The 16,955-nt window shown below is 65.5% G+C and carries 12 protein-coding genes; 6 read left to right on the top strand and 6 right to left on the bottom strand.

All coding sequences use genetic code 11. The features are described from left to right. The first annotated feature begins 138 nt into the window (after positions 1 to 138). Positions 139 to 1,011 (top strand): bifunctional nuclease domain-containing protein, encoded by an 873-nt coding sequence (locus tag KPL81_RS06490; protein WP_240549082.1) that lies wholly within the window; start codon positions 139 to 141, stop codon positions 1,009 to 1,011. A 56-nt stretch (positions 1,012 to 1,067) separates the two neighbouring features. On the opposite strand, the gene KPL81_RS06495 is transcribed toward KPL81_RS06490, so the two are convergent. Continuing rightward, positions 1,068 to 2,807, bottom strand: a complete 1,740-nt coding sequence (locus KPL81_RS06495; protein WP_219791155.1) for a methyl-accepting chemotaxis protein — start codon at positions 2,805 to 2,807, stop codon at positions 1,068 to 1,070. A 149-nt stretch (positions 2,808 to 2,956) separates the two neighbouring features. After that, on the bottom strand, positions 2,957 to 3,778 hold the full coding sequence (locus KPL81_RS06500) for an acyl-CoA thioesterase (RefSeq protein WP_209476479.1): 822 nt from the start codon (positions 3,776 to 3,778) through the stop codon (positions 2,957 to 2,959). A gap of 59 nt (positions 3,779 to 3,837) precedes the next feature. On the opposite strand from KPL81_RS06500, the gene tadA reads away from it, so the two are divergent. Continuing rightward, positions 3,838 to 4,329 (top strand): tRNA adenosine(34) deaminase TadA, encoded by a 492-nt coding sequence (tadA, locus tag KPL81_RS06505; RefSeq protein ID WP_209476480.1) that lies wholly within the window; start codon positions 3,838 to 3,840, stop codon positions 4,327 to 4,329. Here the strand turns inward: tadA and KPL81_RS06510 are convergent. Next, a complete protein-coding gene (locus tag KPL81_RS06510) occupies positions 4,306 to 6,285 on the bottom strand; it encodes a sensor domain-containing diguanylate cyclase (RefSeq protein ID WP_219791156.1) in 1,980 nt (659 codons plus the stop codon). The genes tadA and KPL81_RS06510 overlap by 24 nt on opposite strands. Before the next feature lie 12 nt (positions 6,286 to 6,297). After that, the gene (gene mltF, locus KPL81_RS06515; RefSeq protein WP_219791157.1) at positions 6,298 to 7,764 is read right to left on the bottom strand and encodes a membrane-bound lytic murein transglycosylase MltF; all 1,467 of its coding nucleotides are present in this window, start codon (positions 7,762 to 7,764) and stop codon (positions 6,298 to 6,300) included. 156 nt (positions 7,765 to 7,920) lie between these two features. Between mltF and purL the strand changes: the two genes are divergently transcribed. Beyond that, the gene (gene purL / locus KPL81_RS06520; RefSeq protein ID WP_219791158.1) at positions 7,921 to 11,871 is read left to right on the top strand and encodes a phosphoribosylformylglycinamidine synthase; all 3,951 of its coding nucleotides are present in this window, start codon (positions 7,921 to 7,923) and stop codon (positions 11,869 to 11,871) included. 174 nt (positions 11,872 to 12,045) lie between these two features. After that, positions 12,046 to 12,564: an AmiS/UreI family transporter gene (locus KPL81_RS06525; protein WP_209476484.1), complete on the top strand. Its 519-nt coding sequence runs from the start codon at positions 12,046 to 12,048 to the stop codon at positions 12,562 to 12,564. 237 nt (positions 12,565 to 12,801) lie between these two features. On the opposite strand, the gene KPL81_RS06530 is transcribed toward KPL81_RS06525, so the two are convergent. After that, positions 12,802 to 13,299 carry a hypothetical protein gene (locus tag KPL81_RS06530; protein ID WP_209476485.1) on the bottom strand — a complete coding sequence of 166 codons (498 nt, stop codon included), beginning with the start codon at positions 13,297 to 13,299 and terminating at the stop codon, positions 12,802 to 12,804. A gap of 326 nt (positions 13,300 to 13,625) precedes the next feature. On the opposite strand from KPL81_RS06530, the gene KPL81_RS06535 reads away from it, so the two are divergent. Both KPL81_RS06535 and radD read left to right on the top strand, forming a co-directional pair. Continuing rightward, entirely contained in the window at positions 13,626 to 14,456 is an 831-nt protein-coding gene (locus KPL81_RS06535) for a crotonase/enoyl-CoA hydratase family protein (RefSeq protein ID WP_219791159.1), read from the top strand. Between the two features lie 33 nt (positions 14,457 to 14,489). After that, positions 14,490 to 16,346 carry a DNA repair helicase RadD gene (gene radD, locus KPL81_RS06540; RefSeq protein ID WP_479688646.1) on the top strand — a complete coding sequence of 619 codons (1,857 nt, stop codon included), beginning with the start codon at positions 14,490 to 14,492 and terminating at the stop codon, positions 16,344 to 16,346. Positions 16,347 to 16,375: 29 nt separating this feature from the next. On the opposite strand, the gene KPL81_RS06545 is transcribed toward radD, so the two are convergent. Further along, entirely contained in the window at positions 16,376 to 16,945 is a 570-nt protein-coding gene (locus KPL81_RS06545) for a bactofilin family protein (RefSeq protein WP_219791160.1), read from the bottom strand. Positions 16,946 to 16,955 lie beyond the last annotated feature (10 nt).

Consider the following 16,955-nt stretch of genomic DNA (forward strand, 5'->3'; position numbering starts at 1 on the left):
ATGAAGCGCCATGCAGCCGCTTTCAAGCCGAAGAGGGCCGGGCTCGGTCTGTGGCGGTAGCCATGGCGGAGCGTGACATGGCAGGCGTGCGTCACGGGTGCCATGCTGAAGAAACCACGCTTGAACCTGGAGAGGCTCATGTCACTGCCGTTGCGCTGGCATTGTCTGATGTCACTGCTATGCGGTGCGTTGCTGTCGGCGGGCTCGATGGGCGTGGGCGCGCGCGAGCTGGCCGCCGATATCGCTGACATGGTCGAAGTGGAAGTCGCCACGGTGGGCTGGGCCGGCTTGGGTGGGCCACCGGTGGTGTTGCTGCGCGAGCCGGGCGCGCGCGAAGTGATCCCGATTTTCATCGGTGTCAGCGAAGCGGGCGCCATCTTGCGCGGCTTGGCTGGCGAGCGCCCGCCCCGGCCCATGACGCATGACCTGCTGGGTGACGTACTCGGTGAGTTCGACGCTACTCTGGAGCGGGTGTATGTCGATGCCATCATCGACGGCACCTTTTATGGCATGTTGGCGCTGCGTCTGCCGGGGAGCGAAGCGTTGCGTCTCATCGACAGTCGGCCCAGCGATGCCATCGCCTTGGCGCTCCATGTGGGCGCGAGCATCCACGTGGCGCCGCAGGTACTCAAGGCGGCCCGAAGGATCGACTACGAGGGGGTGGAGGACCAGGTGGTCGTGGCGCTGGGAATTTCCGTTGTGCCGGCGACCGAGGATCTTCGCGAGGCGCTGGGCCTGCCCGATCGCTCCGGCGTGCTGGTCAGCGACGTGCACGGCCCGGCCGCCGAGGCCGGCCTGCGGCCCGGTGCGCTGCTGCTCGAGGTGAATGAAGAGGTACCCGAGACGCCGCTGCGCTATCTCGAGTTGGTGCGCGATATTGCAGTGGACGAGGATGCCCGGTTGCGCTTCTGGCAGGCAGGGGAGGTAGGGGAGATCGAGGTCCCCATCGACGTGCCTCCACGACAGCCCATGCCGAAGCTGCAGGAGGACGTGCCCGGTATTCGCACCTGAGCGCTGCGCCCCGCACGACGGTGTCGGGCGGGGCGCCTCTGGCTTCAGAAGGTTTCTCACTCCTCTTCGGTTGCGTGCGCCCGGCGTGGCTTGGGATCAGCGACCGGGCGCGGCAGCGCGGCGGGACGCTGAAGGCTGGTGGTGCGCTGCTGCGGCTGGGAGGGCTCGTCCTCGCCGAGGACGAAGGTCCCGATCAGCTCGCCGAGGTGTTGGGCGTGACGGCGCATTTCGGTGGCGGCAGTGGAAGTCTGCTGCACCATGGCGGCGTTCTGCTGGGTCATGGTGTCCATTTCGGCCACTGCGGTATTGATCTGGCCAATGCCGGCATTCTGCTCCCGTGCCCCGGCGCTGATCTCGGCGATCACATCGCTGACCCGTGCCACGCTGGTGACGATTTCCTGCATGGTGGCGCCAGCACGCTGGACGATCTCGCTGCCGTCGCGGGCATGAGCGACGGAGGTATTGATCAGCTCACGAATCTCTTTGGCGGCCTCTCCGGAGCGGCTGGCCAGGGTGCGGACTTCCTGGGCCACCACGGCGAAGCCGCGACCATGTTCACCGGCGCGGGCCGCCTCCACCGAGGCGTTGAGCGCCAGGATGTTGGTTTGGAAAGCGATGCCGTCGATCAGACCGACGATTTCGGCGATACGGCTCGATGAAGCGTCGATATCGGCCATGGTGCGCTCGACCCGCTGCATGGCGCTCTCCCCGTCGCGAGCGACCTGAGAGGTTGCCACCACCAACTGGTTGGCCTGCTCGGCCGATTCGGTGCTGTGATTCACCGTCGCGGTGATCTCCTCCATCGACGCTGAGGTCTCCTGCAGGTTGGCGGCGGCCTGCTCGGTGCGGGTGGCCAGTTCGTCGCTGCCCTGGGCGATCTCTTCGGCGGCCTGGTTGACGCTCGCGGTGCTGCGACGCACGTCGCGCAGAGTCTCCTGCATACGCGAGACAAAGGCATTGAACTGACTCGCCAGTTCGCCGATCTCGTCGCGACTCTCCACCTTCAGGCGCCGGGTGAGGTCGCCTTGCCCCTTGGCGATGTCGCGCATGGCCTCGGCGGTACGACGGATCGGCGCAACGGTGCGGCGTACCAGCCATACCGACACGACCGCCACGCCGACGAACAGTCCCAGTCCCAGCAATGACGAGAACAGAATGGCGCGGCGCAGCGAGGCGGCTGTATGTGCTTCGGTCTCGGCCATGGCGGCATCGATCTCGGTGGCATAGACACCGGCGCCGATCATCCAGCCCAGCTCAGGCACGTTGGCCGCATAGGAGTACTTGGGCTCGACGCTCCCTGTGCCCGGATGCTCCCATGGGTACTCGTAGAAATCGCCTCCCCGCTGCGCTGCGCCGATCAGGTCGCGGAGGATGTAGGAGCCGTCCGGTGCCTGCAGGTCCCACATGTTGGTGCCTTCGCGCTCGGGCATCGGTGCGGTCACCACATTGAGCCCGTCGTACTGATAGGCGAAGACATAGTTACTGCCTTCGAACTTGATGGCGCGCAGGATCTCGGCAGCGCGCTCACGACGCTCGGCATCGCTGAGCCCCGGTGCCTGGAGCACGGGCTCGATGGCAGTGTGGGCGCTTTCGACCACGTCGCGGACACCGGTCTTGCGGGTCTCGATGAGCAGTTGGCGCTCACGAATGAGAGCGGCGTGGCTGTCCTGGATACGACTGTAGGCATCCAGAGCGACCAGACCGATGGTCGTGAGCAGCAAGGGGACCAGTACCAGGAGCAGGAGGCGAGCCTGGAGGCTAAGGGAGAATGAGGCCTTGGGAGGCGATGCTTGCATTGCGAAACCTCGAGAAGAGAAAGTGTACTGATACGGATGTCAGTAGCTACTAACTTCGGCCGATAATCGCTTTTCTTTAGGGTTACGCTGCCTCCTGTGGCTACGACATTCGTCGCGCAGGACCGTCTGGCGAGTCATGCCGTGGCGAGCTAGTGAGGCCCACGCAGGCGGGTCAGGCCCTCCTGGGCGGTGGAGGCGACCAGCCGACCGCTGCGGTCGTAGAGGCTGCCACGGGCGAAACCGCGGGCTCCACCGGCCCAGGGGCTGTCCATGTCGTAGAGCAGCCAGTCGTTGACCTTTACGTCGTGATGGAACCACAGCGCATGATCGAGGCTGGCGATCTGCAGCTTGGGGTCGCGAAAGGTAATGCCATGGGGCACCAGCGAGGTGGTCAGCAGATTGAAGTCGGAGCTGTAGGCCAGCAGGTAGCGATGCAGGGCGGGGTCGTCGGGCAGTTCTCCGGTAAGGCGGAACCACAGCCGCTTGCGCGAGGGTTGGCCAGGCTCGGCTTCGTCCCCCAGATGCAGAAACTCGATGGGGTGACCGGGAAAGCGCTCCAGGCGGGCCTGTGGATCCTGGGCCAGAACTTCGGGCGTCGCGACGTCGGGTGCGGCCATTTGATGGGACATGCTCTCTTCGCGACCGTGAAAGGAGGCGCTGCAGAAGAAGATGGGACGCCCCTTCTGGATGGCCGTGACGCGCCGGGTGGTGAAGCTGCCTCCGTCGCGCACGGCATCGACCTGATAGACTACCGGGCGATGGGGATCGCCGGGACGCAGGAAATACCCGTGCAGCGAATGCGCCTGGCGTGAAGCGTCCACCGTGTGGGTGGCGGCCGAGAGTGCCTGGCCGAGTACCTGACCGCCGAACAGCTGCGGCAGGCCGAGATCCTGGCTGCGGCCACGGAACAGGTTTTCCTCGATCTCTTCCAGGCCAAGCAGGTCGACGAGCGCGTTCAGGGCATCGGTCATGGGACGTCCTCGGGAGGTATCATACGGTTGTTTCAGACAGCATAACGGAGTCGGCGCCGATGCGCAGTGACGAATTCTACATGCACCGGGCGCTGGACCAGGCCCGCGAGGGCCTGGCCATCGGCGAGGTGCCGGTAGGGGCAGTTGTGGTGGATAGCGTCGGCGAGATCGTCGGTGCCGGCTACAACGCGCCCATCTCGGGCCACGACCCCAGTGGCCATGCCGAGATTCGTGCGCTGCGCGATGCCGCCGCCCGGCTGGGCAACTACCGCCTCGATGGCTGTAGCCTTTACGTCACCCTGGAGCCGTGTCTGATGTGCACCGGGGCGATCATTCATGCGCGTATTGCCCGACTGGTCTATGGCGCCGCTGAACCGCGTACCGGCATGGTCGAATCGAAGGCCAACCTGTTCGCCCAGCCCTGGCATAACCATCACGTCACGGTGGAGGGCGGCGTGCTCGCCGCGCGCGCCGCAAAATTGCTCAAGACCTTCTTCGAAGCCAGGCGCGAAAGTGGCGAAGCCCCGTCAGGCTCCCTCGACGGTGTTTAGGGCCTGGGCGACCTTGACACGATTACGCCCTTCGGCCTTTGCGCGATAGAGGGCATCATCGGCGGCCTGCATGAGGGTGGCGATGTCGAGCGGGCCATGTGTCAGAGTGACGACGCCGATGCTGACCGTCAGAACCCGGCCGTCATGGTGAAGCAGAGCGGCATCCAGCAGGCGCTGACGCAAGGCTTCGGCAATTTCCCGTGCTCGCACAGAGTCGGCTAGAGGCAGGAAGGCGACGAACTCCTCTCCGCCGTAGCGGGCGAACAGTCCACCCCAAGGTTCGACCACGTCGCGCCCTATCCGACCCAACTGCTCCAGGTATCGGTCGCCGACCAGGTGGCCCTGATGGTCGTTGATGCGCTTGAAATGATCCACATCACAGATCAGCACGCTCAGCGGGCGCCGCGTGGCGTTGGCTGCCAGCGTTTCCATGAACAGGCGCCGGTTGGGGAGCCGGGTCAGTTCGTCATGCCGGGCCAGCCATTCGACTTCTTCCTGTAGCTGGCTGCGAGTGCGAATCTCGCGGCGCAGTTCGTTGTTGGTGGCATGTACCCGACGGTGCTGGTGCGCCAGCCTGATGTACCCATGCAGCACCAGATAGAGCAAATAGGCCAGGGTCAGGCCGGTGACCAGCGTGACCATGGGAAGGCGAGGCAATTGTTCAAGCAGGCGGGAGTGGCTGGGCTGGATGGTCAGGCGCAGCGGTATGCCACTGATGTCGAGCTGCACCTCGTGCTGCCAGGGACCGAGTCGTGTGTCGGGGACCTGGCTGGCCAGGATCCGCTCGCCTTGGGTGAGCAGCAGGCTGGTGTGCTGGGTGTCGACTTCGCTGAACAGTGTGTCGGCCAGCATCGGCAGACTGATGACCATGGCCACGGCGCCCAGGGTGCGCCTCTCGTCGAGCGGAATCGGCAGGTAGTGGATGATACCAGGGACGCCCTGCAGCAGCATGATGACCTCCGTACGTCCGATGCGCTGCTCGACGAGTGCGCGGCGGACCGCTTCGCGCCCGGCGGGCTGGGCATCGAACAATCGCGCCCCCAAAACCTGGCGATTGCTGTCGCTGGGCGGATAGATCCGCATAATGCGGCTGTCGGTATCGACGAAGGCGATGTTGAGCAGATAACGGAAGTCGTGGTGGTAGGGCGCTGCCAACCTGTCCCACTCGGCCTGGCTCGGCGGAGTATCGGTCAGGGTCCAGGCGTTGGCGAAGCGCTCCACGGCGGCCAGGTGGTCGAAAATCTCGCGCATCAGGCGATCACCGAGCTGCCGGGCCTCGGTCTCGGTCGTGGCATGTAGCTCACGCGTGGTGACGCCCTTCTGGTGGTGCCACAGCAGCAGCGCGGCCAGAACGAGAAGGAGCGATGGCGTGAGGGTGCGCCGTAGAGCGGCGGCGTGGGCTCGCCATCCTGGCAGTGCCGCCACGCACAGGCCGGTCAGCAGTGTCGCCATGGCCAACGTGGACCAGGGGGAGGCGGCTGAGCGCGGCAGCTGCGCATCGAGGCCCATACCGTCGAGCAGCGCCTGGATGCCCAGCAGCAGCGCGGTCATGAGCAGCAGCAGCGGGCCACCTTGGGAAGCGCGGCCGCGCGTCGCGACGAGCATGGCGAGCAGGAGCAGGGCGATGGTCGTCAGCAGCCCCGGACGCCAATCCTCGAGGGTAAGCCCGGTCGCCAGGCCGCGGCTCATGGCATCCCACTGTGACAGGGGTATCCAGTACTCCGGCAGCACGTAGCTGGCCAGAGCCAGCGTCAACGGCAACAGGGCCAACCCTACCAGGGTCTTCGCTGGCCCATGCCAGCCTCGCAGCAGCATCAGCATGGCCAGGACGAGAGTGCCGGTCAGAGCAAGAGCGACCTGTTCATGCAGCGGAGATTCCCCCTCCACCAGTACGACACCGAGAACGAGAGGCACCATGGCCAGGCAGGTGACGAAGAAGGCGGCATGTCGGTACATGGGCACGCTCTTCTAGTGAAGGGGCGAAATGATGTCGAACAGCGGCGTATCGTCACCCTCGCCGTTAGACGTCTCATTGAGCTGCAGGAATTGCTGCTGACTACGGTCGACGTAGGTCAGGATCTCGTGGTAGCGCCGGATGTTACGCACGTAGATGACCGGTTCGCCGCCACGGGCATAGCCATGACGCGTCTTGCTGTGCCATTCGTGTTGCTGCAGCAGCGGCAGCGCCTCGCGAACATCTCGCCAACTATTTGGGTCGCCACCGCGCTCTTCGGCTATCTTGCGCGCATCGTATAGATGGCCGAGCCCCACGTTGTAGGCAGCCATGGCCATATAGAGGCGATCCTCGCCCTGGATCGATTCGGGCAGGCGTTCCATGATCTGACGCAGATAGCGCGCGCCGCCATTCACGCTCTGCGCCGGATCGAGCCGGTCGCTCACGCCCATCTCGCTGGCAGTGGGCAGGGTCAGCATCATCAGGCCGCGCACTCCGGTAGGTGAAGTCGCCTCGGGATCCCAGTGCGACTCCTGATAGCCCACTGCCGCCAGCAGCTTCCAGTCGAAGCCGGTATCGCGTGCCGCCTCGCGGAACAGCTCGGTATAGGCGGGGAGGCGTTCGTCGAGATGGGCGAGGAAGGTGCGTGCGCCGACGTATTCCAGATAATCGTCATGGCCGAAGTGGCGGGCGACCAGTTCGTCGAGTTTTCCTTCCTGCTGTAGGCCGCTCAGGAAGCGGTTGGCCTCCTGCTGCAATCCCAGGCCGCCTTCGGCGGGAAAGGCCCAGGCCAGGGACAGGGGCTTTCCCAGCGGGAAGCCGCGCTCCACGCCGGGAAAGAAGATGCGATTGATGCGAAACTGGTGTTCGAAGACAACGGCGGCATCCAGGGCGCCGCTTTCCACTTGGCTCAGCAACTCTGCCACTTCCACTTCCGGGGATTCGCGCCAGCCCAGCTCAGGGTGTTCGGTCTGCAGCTCTCTCAGCACGCGATCGGTACCCGAGTCGCGAATGGTGCCGACGCTGAGGCCGGCGAGGTCGTCAATCTGCGTGACCGGTGGCAGGCCGCGGCGATAGACCAGTACCGGTTGCAGGTCGAGAATCGGGCGGCTATAGATGAGGTCAGGTTGGGTCAGGTCGAGCGGCAGGGCCGCCGCGGCCATATCGCCTTCCTGGCGTACCGCTTCCAGTGCGCTCTGGATGTGGTGGCGCGCATCCAGAGTCAGGCTGACGCCGAGAAACTCGGCAAAGTGGCGCATCAACTCGTATTCGAACCCGGTCGGGCCGTGGCGCCCCTCGTAATAGGTCGTCGGCGTGTTGCGCGTGTGGATGCTGATGAAGTCGCGCTCGCGTACCGCCTCCAACAGGCCCTTGGCAGGCATGAAGTGGCGGTAGGGAAACAGGCACAAGACGATGCCCAGCAGCGACAGGGCGGCCAGGCGCAGGCGGCTCAGCAGGATACGACGTTCGGGCTCGGGCATTCAGGCGACGGTTGACGATGAGAGCTTCACGATAACGGCCCGGGACACGCCTGTCATCCGTTGCATTTCGTCCCACCCCCGCTTTCCAGTATCATGTCGCCTTTCCGCGCCGCCGTGCGGCCCTCCTTCCTCCGCTTGCTTCAGAGGCTTCAAGACATGCTCGAACTTCGAGGCGCGCCTGCCCTTTCCGCTTTCCGTCACGACAAGCTGCTGGCTGCCCTGCGCGCACGGGTTCCCGAGGTCGAGTCCCTGCACGCCGCCTACGTGCATTTCGTGGATCACGACGGTGAATTTTCCGGCGAGGAGCGCAACCTCCTCGATCAACTGCTCGACTACGGCGTCAGAAGCGAGAGCGGCGACACCCGAAGCGTGAAGGACAGCGAGGGTCAGCTGTTTCTGGTGGTGCCGCGTATCGGCACCCAGTCGCCGTGGTCATCCAAGGCCACCGACATCGCCCACAACTGTGGCCTGGGCGGCGTGCGCCGGATCGAGCGCGGCATCGCCTATCGCGTAGCGCTGAAAGCGCCGATGTCCGAAGCCGCTTTCATGGCGATTCGCGAGACCCTCCACGACCGTATGACCGAGAGCGTGCTGACCGATGCCAGCGATGCGGCGCAGCTGTTCGCGCATCACGAGCCGGCACCGCTGGGCCAGGTGGATGTACTCGGTGGTGGAAGGGCGGCACTGGAGGAAGCCAACCTGGGATTGGGTCTGGCCCTGGCAGAGGATGAGATCGACTACCTGGTCGAGGCGTTTGGCGAACTTCAGCGCAACCCCACTGACGTCGAACTGATGATGTTTGCCCAGGCCAACTCCGAGCACTGCCGGCACAAGATCTTCAACGCCGACTGGGTGATCGATGGCGAGGCGCAGAGCCACTCGCTGTTCAAGATGATCAAGAACACTTACCAGGCCTCGCCGGCGGACATTCTCTCGGCCTACAGCGACAATGCCGCGGTGATCCAGGGCACCACGGCGCCGCGCTTCTTCGCCGCACCGCTGACCGGCAAGGCCGCGGAGCGCGCGGTGTACGCCGCGCATCGCGAGCCGATCCACATCCTGATGAAGGTTGAGACCCATAACCACCCCACGGCGATCGCACCCTATCCAGGCGCGGCCACCGGTGCCGGCGGCGAGATCCGCGACGAAGGGGCCACCGGCATCGGTGGCAAGCCGAAGGCCGGCCTCACCGGGTTCACCGTATCCAACCTGCGCATTCCCGAATTCGTCCAGCCCTGGGAGGCGTTCGACTACGGCAAGCCCGAGCGCATGCAGTCGGCGTTGTCGATCATGCTCGAGGGGCCGATCGGCGGGGCCTCGTTCAACAATGAGTTCGGCCGTCCCAACCTGGCCGGTTACTTCCGCACCTACGAGCAGGATACCCTGGGGGCCGGCGGCATCGAGCGGCGCGGCTACCACAAGCCGATCATGATTGCCGGCGGTTACGGCAACATCCGCGAGGGCCACGTACAGAAGGGCGAGATCCCGGTCGGGGGCAAGCTGATCGTGATGGGCGGTCCGGCCATGCTGATCGGCCTGGGCGGTGGGGCGGCCTCGTCGATGGCTTCCGGTGCTTCCAGCGCCGATCTCGACTTCGCCTCGGTGCAGCGCGAGAACCCCGAGATCGAGCGCCGCGCTCAGGAAGTGATCGATCGCTGCTGGGCGCTGGGCGAAGCCAACCCCATTCGCTTCTTCCATGACGTCGGTGCCGGCGGGCTCTCCAATGCCCTGCCGGAGCTGGTCAAGGACGGCGAGCGCGGCGGCCGCTTCGAGCTGCGCGCGGTGCCCAACGCCGAGCCCGGCATGAGCCCGCTGGAGATCTGGTGCAACGAGGCCCAGGAGCGCTACGTGCTGGCGGTAGCGCCGGAGGACCTCGCCACCTTCGATGCACTGTGCGCTCGCGAGCGCTGCCCCTACGCGGTGGTCGGCGAGGCGACCGAGGCGCATCACCTGGAGGTACGCGACGGCCACTTCGACTCGAAGCCGGTCGACCTGCCGATGAGCGTGCTGTTCGGCAAGCCCCCGAAGATGCAGCGTGAATTCCAGCGCGAGGCGCTCGAGCTGCCCGGCGTGATGCTCGACAACCTCGACCTGCGCGAGGCGATGGAGCGTGTGCTGCGCCTGCCCACGGTGGCCTCCAAGAGTTTCCTGATCACCATCGGCGACCGCTCGATTACCGGCATGGTAGCCCGCGACCAGATGGTTGGCCCGTGGCAGGTGCCGGTGGCCGACGTCGCGGTTACCACGGCGAGCTTCGACACCCATGCCGGCGAGGCCATGGCCATGGGCGAGCGGCCGCCGGTGGCGCTGATCGACCCGGCCGCCAGCGCCCGCCTGGCAGTCGCCGAGACCATCACTAACCTGGCGGCGGCGCCCATCGAGAAGCTCGGCGACATCAAGCTTTCGGCCAACTGGATGAGCGCCGCCGACCATGTCGGCGAGAACCAGGCGCTGTACGATGCCGTGCACGCGGTGGGCATGGAACTCTGCCCCCAGCTCGGCATCGCCATACCGGTGGGCAAGGACTCCATGTCGATGCGCACCGCCTGGCAGGCGGAAAACGACAAGGGCGAGATCGAAGACAAGAGCATTACCGCGCCGCTGTCCTTGGTGGTCACCGGCTTCGCGCCGGTCACCGATGCCATGCGAACCCTGACGCCGCAGATCAATCTCGAACAGGACGAATCCGATCTGATCCTGATCGATCTAGGCGGAGGCAAGAATCGTCTGGGTGGCTCGGCATTGGCCCAGGTCTACGGTCAGCTCGGCAACGAGTGCCCCGACCTCGACGATCCCGAGGATCTCAAGGCATTCTTCGCCGTGATCCAGGGACTCAACGCCGATGGCAAGCTGCTGGCCTATCACGACCGCAGCGACGGCGGCCTGCTGGTCACCCTGCTGGAGATGGCCTTTGCCGCCCATGCCGGTCTCGAGATCAAGCTCGACTGGCTGATCGACGAGCCCACCCAGGCGGTGGACGCGCTGTTCGCCGAGGAGCTCGGTGCGGTGATCCAGGTCAACCGGCAGTTCACCGAAGAGGTGCTGGCGCAGTTCGCCGCCGCCGGCATCGAGACCTGCGGCGTCATTGCCCGGCCGCGCTACGACGACCAGGTGCGCGTCACCCTGTTCGAGGAACCGCTGCTCGAGACCACCCGGCTGCTGGCCCAGCGCAACTGGGCCGAGACCAGCTATCGCATGCAGGCGCTGCGCGATAACCCCGACTGCGCCAAGAACGAGTTCGATGGCCTGCTCGACGGCCGCGACCCGGGCCTCTCGGCCAGCCCCACCTTCGAGGTCGACGAGGACGTCGCGGCCCCCTTCGTCAACACGGCTCGCCCGGCGGTGGCCATCCTGCGCGAACAGGGCGTCAACGGCCACCTGGAGATGGCCTGGGCCTTCGACCATGCCGGCTTCGAGGCGGTGGACGTGCATATGAGCGATATCCTCGAAGGGCGGGTTTCCCTCGAGGCGTTCAAGGGATTGGTCGCCTGTGGCGGTTTCTCCTACGGCGACGTGCTGGGCGCCGGTGGCGGCTGGGCCAAGTCGGTACTGTTCAACTCGCGTGCGCAGGAGCAGTTCGCGGCGTTCTTTGCGCGCAAGGACAGCTTCGGCCTCGGCGTTTGCAACGGCTGCCAGATGTTCGCCCAGTTGAAGGAGCTGATCCCAGGGGCCGAGAACTGGCCGCGCTTCGTGCGCAACGAGTCCGAGCAGTTCGAGGCGCGGGTAGCTATGGTCCAGGTGGAGCAGAGCCCCTCGATCCTGCTCTCCGGCATGCAGGGCTCGCGGCTGCCGATCGCCGTGGCGCATGGTGAGGGCCGCGCCGAGTTCCGTGACAGCGCCCATCTGCGCAGCATGCAGGGCAGCGCCCAGGTCGCCCTGCGCTACGTCGACAACTACGGCCAGGTCACCACCCACTACCCGGCCAATCCCAACGGCTCGCCTTCCGGCATTACCGGTCTGACCACGCCGGACGGACGTGTCACCATCATGATGCCTCACCCGGAGCGTGTAGTACGGGCGGTGACCAACTCCTGGCGTCCCGCGGAGTGGACCCGCGACGGCGCCTGGATGCGGCTGTTCCGTAATGCCCGCACATGGGTGGGTTAAGCGCCTTCCTTGTACATCCAGACGAGGCGGCCTTCGGGCCGCTTTTTTGTGGTCCGAGAAAGGATGGAATTTATTTCCATTAATGTGTTGTCGTGGTCGTCGCTAGCGGCTATAAGAGCGCCTGATAGAGGGGCTCCGGCATGGGTTGGCGCCCCGAGCCGGGAGAATGCAAAGGTGCATGAGGGACTGAGTCTGCTCTACGTGGGCGCGGTGCTGGTGCTCAACGGCCTGTGGATGCTGGGACGCATCGAGGACCGCGAGATCCAGGTGATAAATTTCTTCGCCGGAGGCGTCAGTCTGGCGGTGGCGGCCTATGCCGCTTTCGGCCCGGGTGCCGATGCGAGCAGCGTGCGTGCCGCGGCCATGACCCTGCTATTTGCTTTTACCTATCTGTGGGTGGCCATCAATCGCCGCAACGGCAGCTCCGGCCATGGCCTGGGCTACTTCTGCCTCTTCGTGGCGCTCACCGCGCTGCCTACCGGACTACTGCAACTGGTAGTGGCCGAGGGGCTCTGGGGCTGGTGGTCGGGGCTCAACTGGCTGGCCTGGACGGGGCTCTGGTTCGGCTTCTACCTGATGCTTTGCCATCACCCCCAGCTGCAGCCGCTGGTGGCGCGTACCGCCCTGGCACAAGGCTTGGTGACCGCCTGGCTGCCTGGCTACCTGCTGCTCCAGGGCTTGTTGCTGGCTTGACGTGATGAGCCGCACCCGAAGCGTGTGGTGAGGGTGATGCCTCTCCTGGCATCTCGCGGAGTCACCTGCGGCAATGCCTGGATACGGCTGTGCCGTACTGCCTGCGTATGGCTCGGCTGACTCTAGGCTGGCATTAAAGGAAAGAGGCGACCTGCGGGTCGCCTCTTCGTTTGTTACTGTCTGGGCACATCCCTGCCGTTCTGTGGCTGGCTGCGCTGCTCGGGCAGGGCATCGCTGTCAGGCGCGCTGTTCCATCTGCGTCAGTCCACTGCGAGACGCGAGGAAGCCTTCCAGTACGGCATGCTCCGCCCGCTTCTGCTTGATTACTGCCGTCAGGGCGGGATAGAGCGCCGGGACGGTGCTGGCCTCGCGCAGGTGTTCATGGAAGTGCAGCGAATACCCCGCGTCGGTCACTGCCTGGCTCAGGACGTCGAATGCCACGGCTGGCGTACTGACGAAGAAGGGAGGAGCGGAAGCAGCCTGTGGCGATGCCTGGGGAGGGGAGGCCTCCGGCAGGCCCAACTGACGCGACAGGCGGTGCAACTCCTCGACGCGCATTTCGCACTGGATGCCGAGCGAGGCCATCAGGCGGCTCACGGCGGTATCGAAAGGCAGGAAACTGAAGGCAAGGCGTCGATAGCGTGCCACCTCGGCGCGTTCGTGCGCCTCGGCGAGTGTCAACAGCTCATCCAGCACCAGGGCCAGCCTGGTGATCCTTGTTGGTTTTTCTGGCATGGCAGTGTCCTCTTTTCGAAGGCCGAGCGTCAGCCGCTTCCCCGCATCAGCGGCGGCGTTTCATGATGCTCGCAGAAAGCCCCCGGTTTGCATGAGCTTCATCAAGTTTCGCGATGTTTAGGTCTGATGAACCAGTGATTTCATCCACGAGTATGACGATAGCCACGCTGCTTCCCCGTTGCCCTGAGGTGGCTTCGTCCGACACGACACTGAACCTTCACTATAGACGAATTGGGGGAAAAACCATCGAAGCAAAATGAAACGAATGTTTGACAATGGTAGCCGCCTCGCCAGACTGCCCTGAGGGACGATACGAGGTAGCAAGCATGACAAGACAAGTTTTTCATGAGCGGGTGACATTGGCGTTTCAGGACCATGTCGCCGAGGTTGCCCTGGCGCGGCCTCGCGAGCACAACGGTCTCGACTGGGCGATGATGGATGGCCTGCTCGAGGCGCAGCAACGCCTGCGTGAACTTGAAGGTCTGCGTGCGGTAGTGCTCTCAGGAACAGGCGAGAGCTTCTGCGCCGGACTCGACATGGCTGCGATCATGACCCGCCCGGAGCGGCTGCCCTTGCTGCTGGCTCCCGACGAGCAGGGCATCAATCCGGTGCAGCGCCTGGCATTGGGTTGGCGTGACGTCGGCGTGCCGGTGATCGCCGCCCTGCACGGGCATGTCTATGGCGGTGGGTTGCAGATCGCCCTGGGCGCCGACATTCGTGTGGCGCATCCCAGGGCAAGGCTGGCGCTACTCGAGATCCTCTGGGGCATCATTCCCGACATGGGGATCAGCGTGACCGGCGCGAGCATTCGCAGCGACGTGCTGCGCGAGCTGGCCTGGACCGGTCGCAAGGTAAGCGGCGGCGAAGCCGTGTCGCTTGGCCTGGCCACTCGGCTCGATGACGATCCCCAGCGCGCCGCGCGAGACATCGCCATGGAAGTGGCGGCCCGTTCGCCCAAGGCCGTGGCCGCGGCCCGTGAACTCTTCTCTAGTACCCCCGGCATGTCCGAGCGCGAGCGCCTGGCGCTGGAGGCGAGCCTGCAGCGGGGCCTGCTCGGCGGCGAGGAGCAGTTGGAGGCCGTGGCGGCCCGGATGGCCGGGAGAGAACCGCGCTTCGCCGGCCCGTATCGACCTGACGATGCGTCCGATGACGGTTAACATGACGGGCCTTGTCGCCTGCCGTGTCTTGCCATGAGCCCTAGCGTTGCCTCCGATATGCCTGCTGTTGCGGCCCCTTCGCTGCGTCCTTACCAGCACGAGGCCGTGCGCCGCGTGGTGATGCACTTCCGCCACTCCGACGAGCCGGCAGTGGTGGTGCTCCCGACCGGCAGCGGCAAGTCGCTGGTCATCGCCGAGCTCGCGCGCCTCGCCCGCGGGCGGGTCCTGGTGCTGGCTCACGTGCGCGAATTGGTGGAGCAGAACCACGCCAAGTACCTGGCCTACGGGCTCGAGGCGGACATCTTCAGCGCCGGCCTGGGACGCAAGGAGAGTGCACGCCAGGTGGTGTTCGGCTCGGTGCAGTCGGTGGTGCGCAACATCGAGCGCTTCGACGACAGCCAATTCACCTTATTGGTGATCGATGAGTGCCATCGGGTCTCGCCGGACAAGGACGCCAGCTACCGTCGGGTGATCGAACGCCTGCGCCAGGCCAATCCGCGGCTCAAGGTGCTGGGGCTGACCGCCACGCCCTACCGCCTGGGGCAGGGCTTCATCTATCACCGTCACCACCACGGCATGGTGCGCGGTGACGACGACTGCTTCTTTCGCGACTGCGTGTTCGAGCAGCCACTACGGCTGATGGTCAAGCAGGGCTACCTGGCCGAGCCGCGGCGCGTGGATGCCGCCGTCGAGCGCTATGATTTCTCGGCGCTGGCACCGGCCACGGGTGGGCTGTTCCGGGAGGAAGATCTCAACCGGGTGGCGGCGGGCAATCGCGCCACGCCGGGTATTGTCGCCGAGATCGTCGAGCGCGCCGCCAGGCGCCAGGGCGTGATGCTGTTCGCCGCCACGGTGGCCCATGCCGAGGAGATCCTTGGCTACCTGCCGTCCGCCGAGGCGGCGCTGGTGACCGGCGAGACGCCGTCGCGCGAGCGTGAGCGTCTCATCGATGCCTTCAAGGCGCGTGAACTCAAGTATCTGGTCAACGTGGCGGTTCTCACCACCGGCTTCGACGCGCCCCACGTCGACCTGATCGCGATTTTGCGGCCCACCGAGTCGGTGAGCCTCTACCAGCAAATCGTCGGCCGCGGCCTGCGTCTCGCGCCGGGCAAGGCCGATTGCCTGATCCTCGACTACGCCGGCAACCCCTGGGATCTCTACGCGCCCGAGGTGGGCAGCCCACGGCCGGCCTCGGACACCGAGCCGGTGCAGGTCGAGTGCCCTGCCTGCGGTCACGCCAATCTGTTCTGGGGCCGCAAGGAAGGGGAGCTCGTGATCGAACACTTCGGTCGCCGCTGCCAGGGGCTTGTTGGAGTGGCAACGGACGGCGTCGAGCATGGCGCGGCATTGGGCGCCAATAGAAAGCGTGGCGCGGCATCGGGCGCCTGTAAACCGTATCAGTGCGACTTTCGCTTCCGCTTCAAGGTATGTGGCGACTGCGGCACCGAGAACGATATCGCCGCGCGGCGCTGCCACGGCTGCCAAGCCCTGCAGGTGGATGCCGACGACAAGCTCAAGGAGGCGCTGCGCCTCAGGGATGCCCGGGTGCTGCGGGTGGCCGGCATGCTGCTCGAGGCCACCGTCAACGGCCGTGGGCTGCCGCGGCTCAAGGTGACCTATCACGACGAGGAGGGCACGACGCTGGCCGAATGGTTTGCCCTCGAGACATCGGCACAGCGCGCCGCTTTCGAGGCGGTGTTCCTGCGCGATCACTTGCGGGCGCCGGGAGCGCGCTGGCTGCCGTTGAGCGCGGAGGAAGTCGTCGCCGAGCGCCGGCGCTTGCGCCACCCCGATTTCGTGGTGGGACGCAAGGTGGGACGCCATTGGCAGGTGCGTGAGAAGTTGTTCGACTATACCGGGCGCTATCGCAAGGCCGAAGCGGCGGAGTGAGGCCGACTCCAGCACCGCGAGTGGCGCGATCAGCTCGAGTTTTCGACCTGCCGGGTATCGCCTTCCGGTTCTGGCTCGGCGTGGGGCTCATCGGTGTCGCCGACCTCGAACGATGCAAAGGGCGCCTGTGCGCCGGCGACAGGCTCGCCGAATGCCTCCTTGAGCAGGGCATTCTCGGGGTCCATGTCGATGCCGCCGTGGAACGTGCTGCCATCCTCGAGCATCAGACAGGGGGTCACGATCGTTCCCCTGACATTGGCACCCTTGTGAACCGTGGCACGATGCAGCGCCACCAGGTTGCCCTCGACCTCGCCGGCGACATGCAGGGTGTGCGCGTAGACGTCTCCGAGGATGCGACCGCCCTGTCCCAGGGTGACGGTGTGCTGCTTGCAGGTGATCGTTCCCTCGACGTGCCCTTCGATGGTCAGGTCCTCACCGGCGTCGATGTCTCCGCGTACGCAGGTATGGCTGCCGATCACCGAGACGCTGGACCTTGTTGCGGCTCTCTCCTGGCGGGGCGTGGGAGGCCGGTCGCTATCGTCTGCGACGATGCTGGACGTCGCAGTCGCCGATTGACGATGCTTTGCCTTGTGGAACATGCAACCCTCC

This window comes from Billgrantia antri (genome assembly GCF_019430905.1).
Taxonomy (GTDB): Bacteria; Pseudomonadota; Gammaproteobacteria; order Pseudomonadales; family Halomonadaceae; genus Halomonas; species Halomonas antri.

Excerpts from the sequence above, each read along its gene's own strand:
- KPL81_RS06490 (WP_240549082.1), top strand. The coding sequence starts at position 139 with ATGTCACTGCCGTTGCGCTGGCATTGTCTGATGTCACTGCTATGCGGT.
- KPL81_RS06495 (WP_219791155.1), bottom strand. The coding sequence starts at position 2,807 with ATGCAAGCATCGCCTCCCAAGGCCTCATTCTCCCTTAGCCTCCAGGCT.
- KPL81_RS06500 (WP_209476479.1), bottom strand. The coding sequence starts at position 3,778 with ATGACCGATGCCCTGAACGCGCTCGTCGACCTGCTTGGCCTGGAAGAG.
- tadA (WP_209476480.1), top strand. The coding sequence starts at position 3,838 with ATGCGCAGTGACGAATTCTACATGCACCGGGCGCTGGACCAGGCCCGC.
- KPL81_RS06510 (WP_219791156.1), bottom strand. The coding sequence starts at position 6,285 with ATGTACCGACATGCCGCCTTCTTCGTCACCTGCCTGGCCATGGTGCCT.
- mltF (WP_219791157.1), bottom strand. The coding sequence starts at position 7,764 with ATGCCCGAGCCCGAACGTCGTATCCTGCTGAGCCGCCTGCGCCTGGCC.
- purL (WP_219791158.1), top strand. The coding sequence starts at position 7,921 with ATGCTCGAACTTCGAGGCGCGCCTGCCCTTTCCGCTTTCCGTCACGAC.
- KPL81_RS06530 (WP_209476485.1), bottom strand. The coding sequence starts at position 13,299 with ATGCCAGAAAAACCAACAAGGATCACCAGGCTGGCCCTGGTGCTGGAT.
- KPL81_RS06535 (WP_219791159.1), top strand. The coding sequence starts at position 13,626 with ATGACAAGACAAGTTTTTCATGAGCGGGTGACATTGGCGTTTCAGGAC.
- radD (WP_479688646.1), top strand. The coding sequence starts at position 14,490 with ATGAGCCCTAGCGTTGCCTCCGATATGCCTGCTGTTGCGGCCCCTTCG.
- KPL81_RS06545 (WP_219791160.1), bottom strand. The coding sequence starts at position 16,945 with ATGTTCCACAAGGCAAAGCATCGTCAATCGGCGACTGCGACGTCCAGC.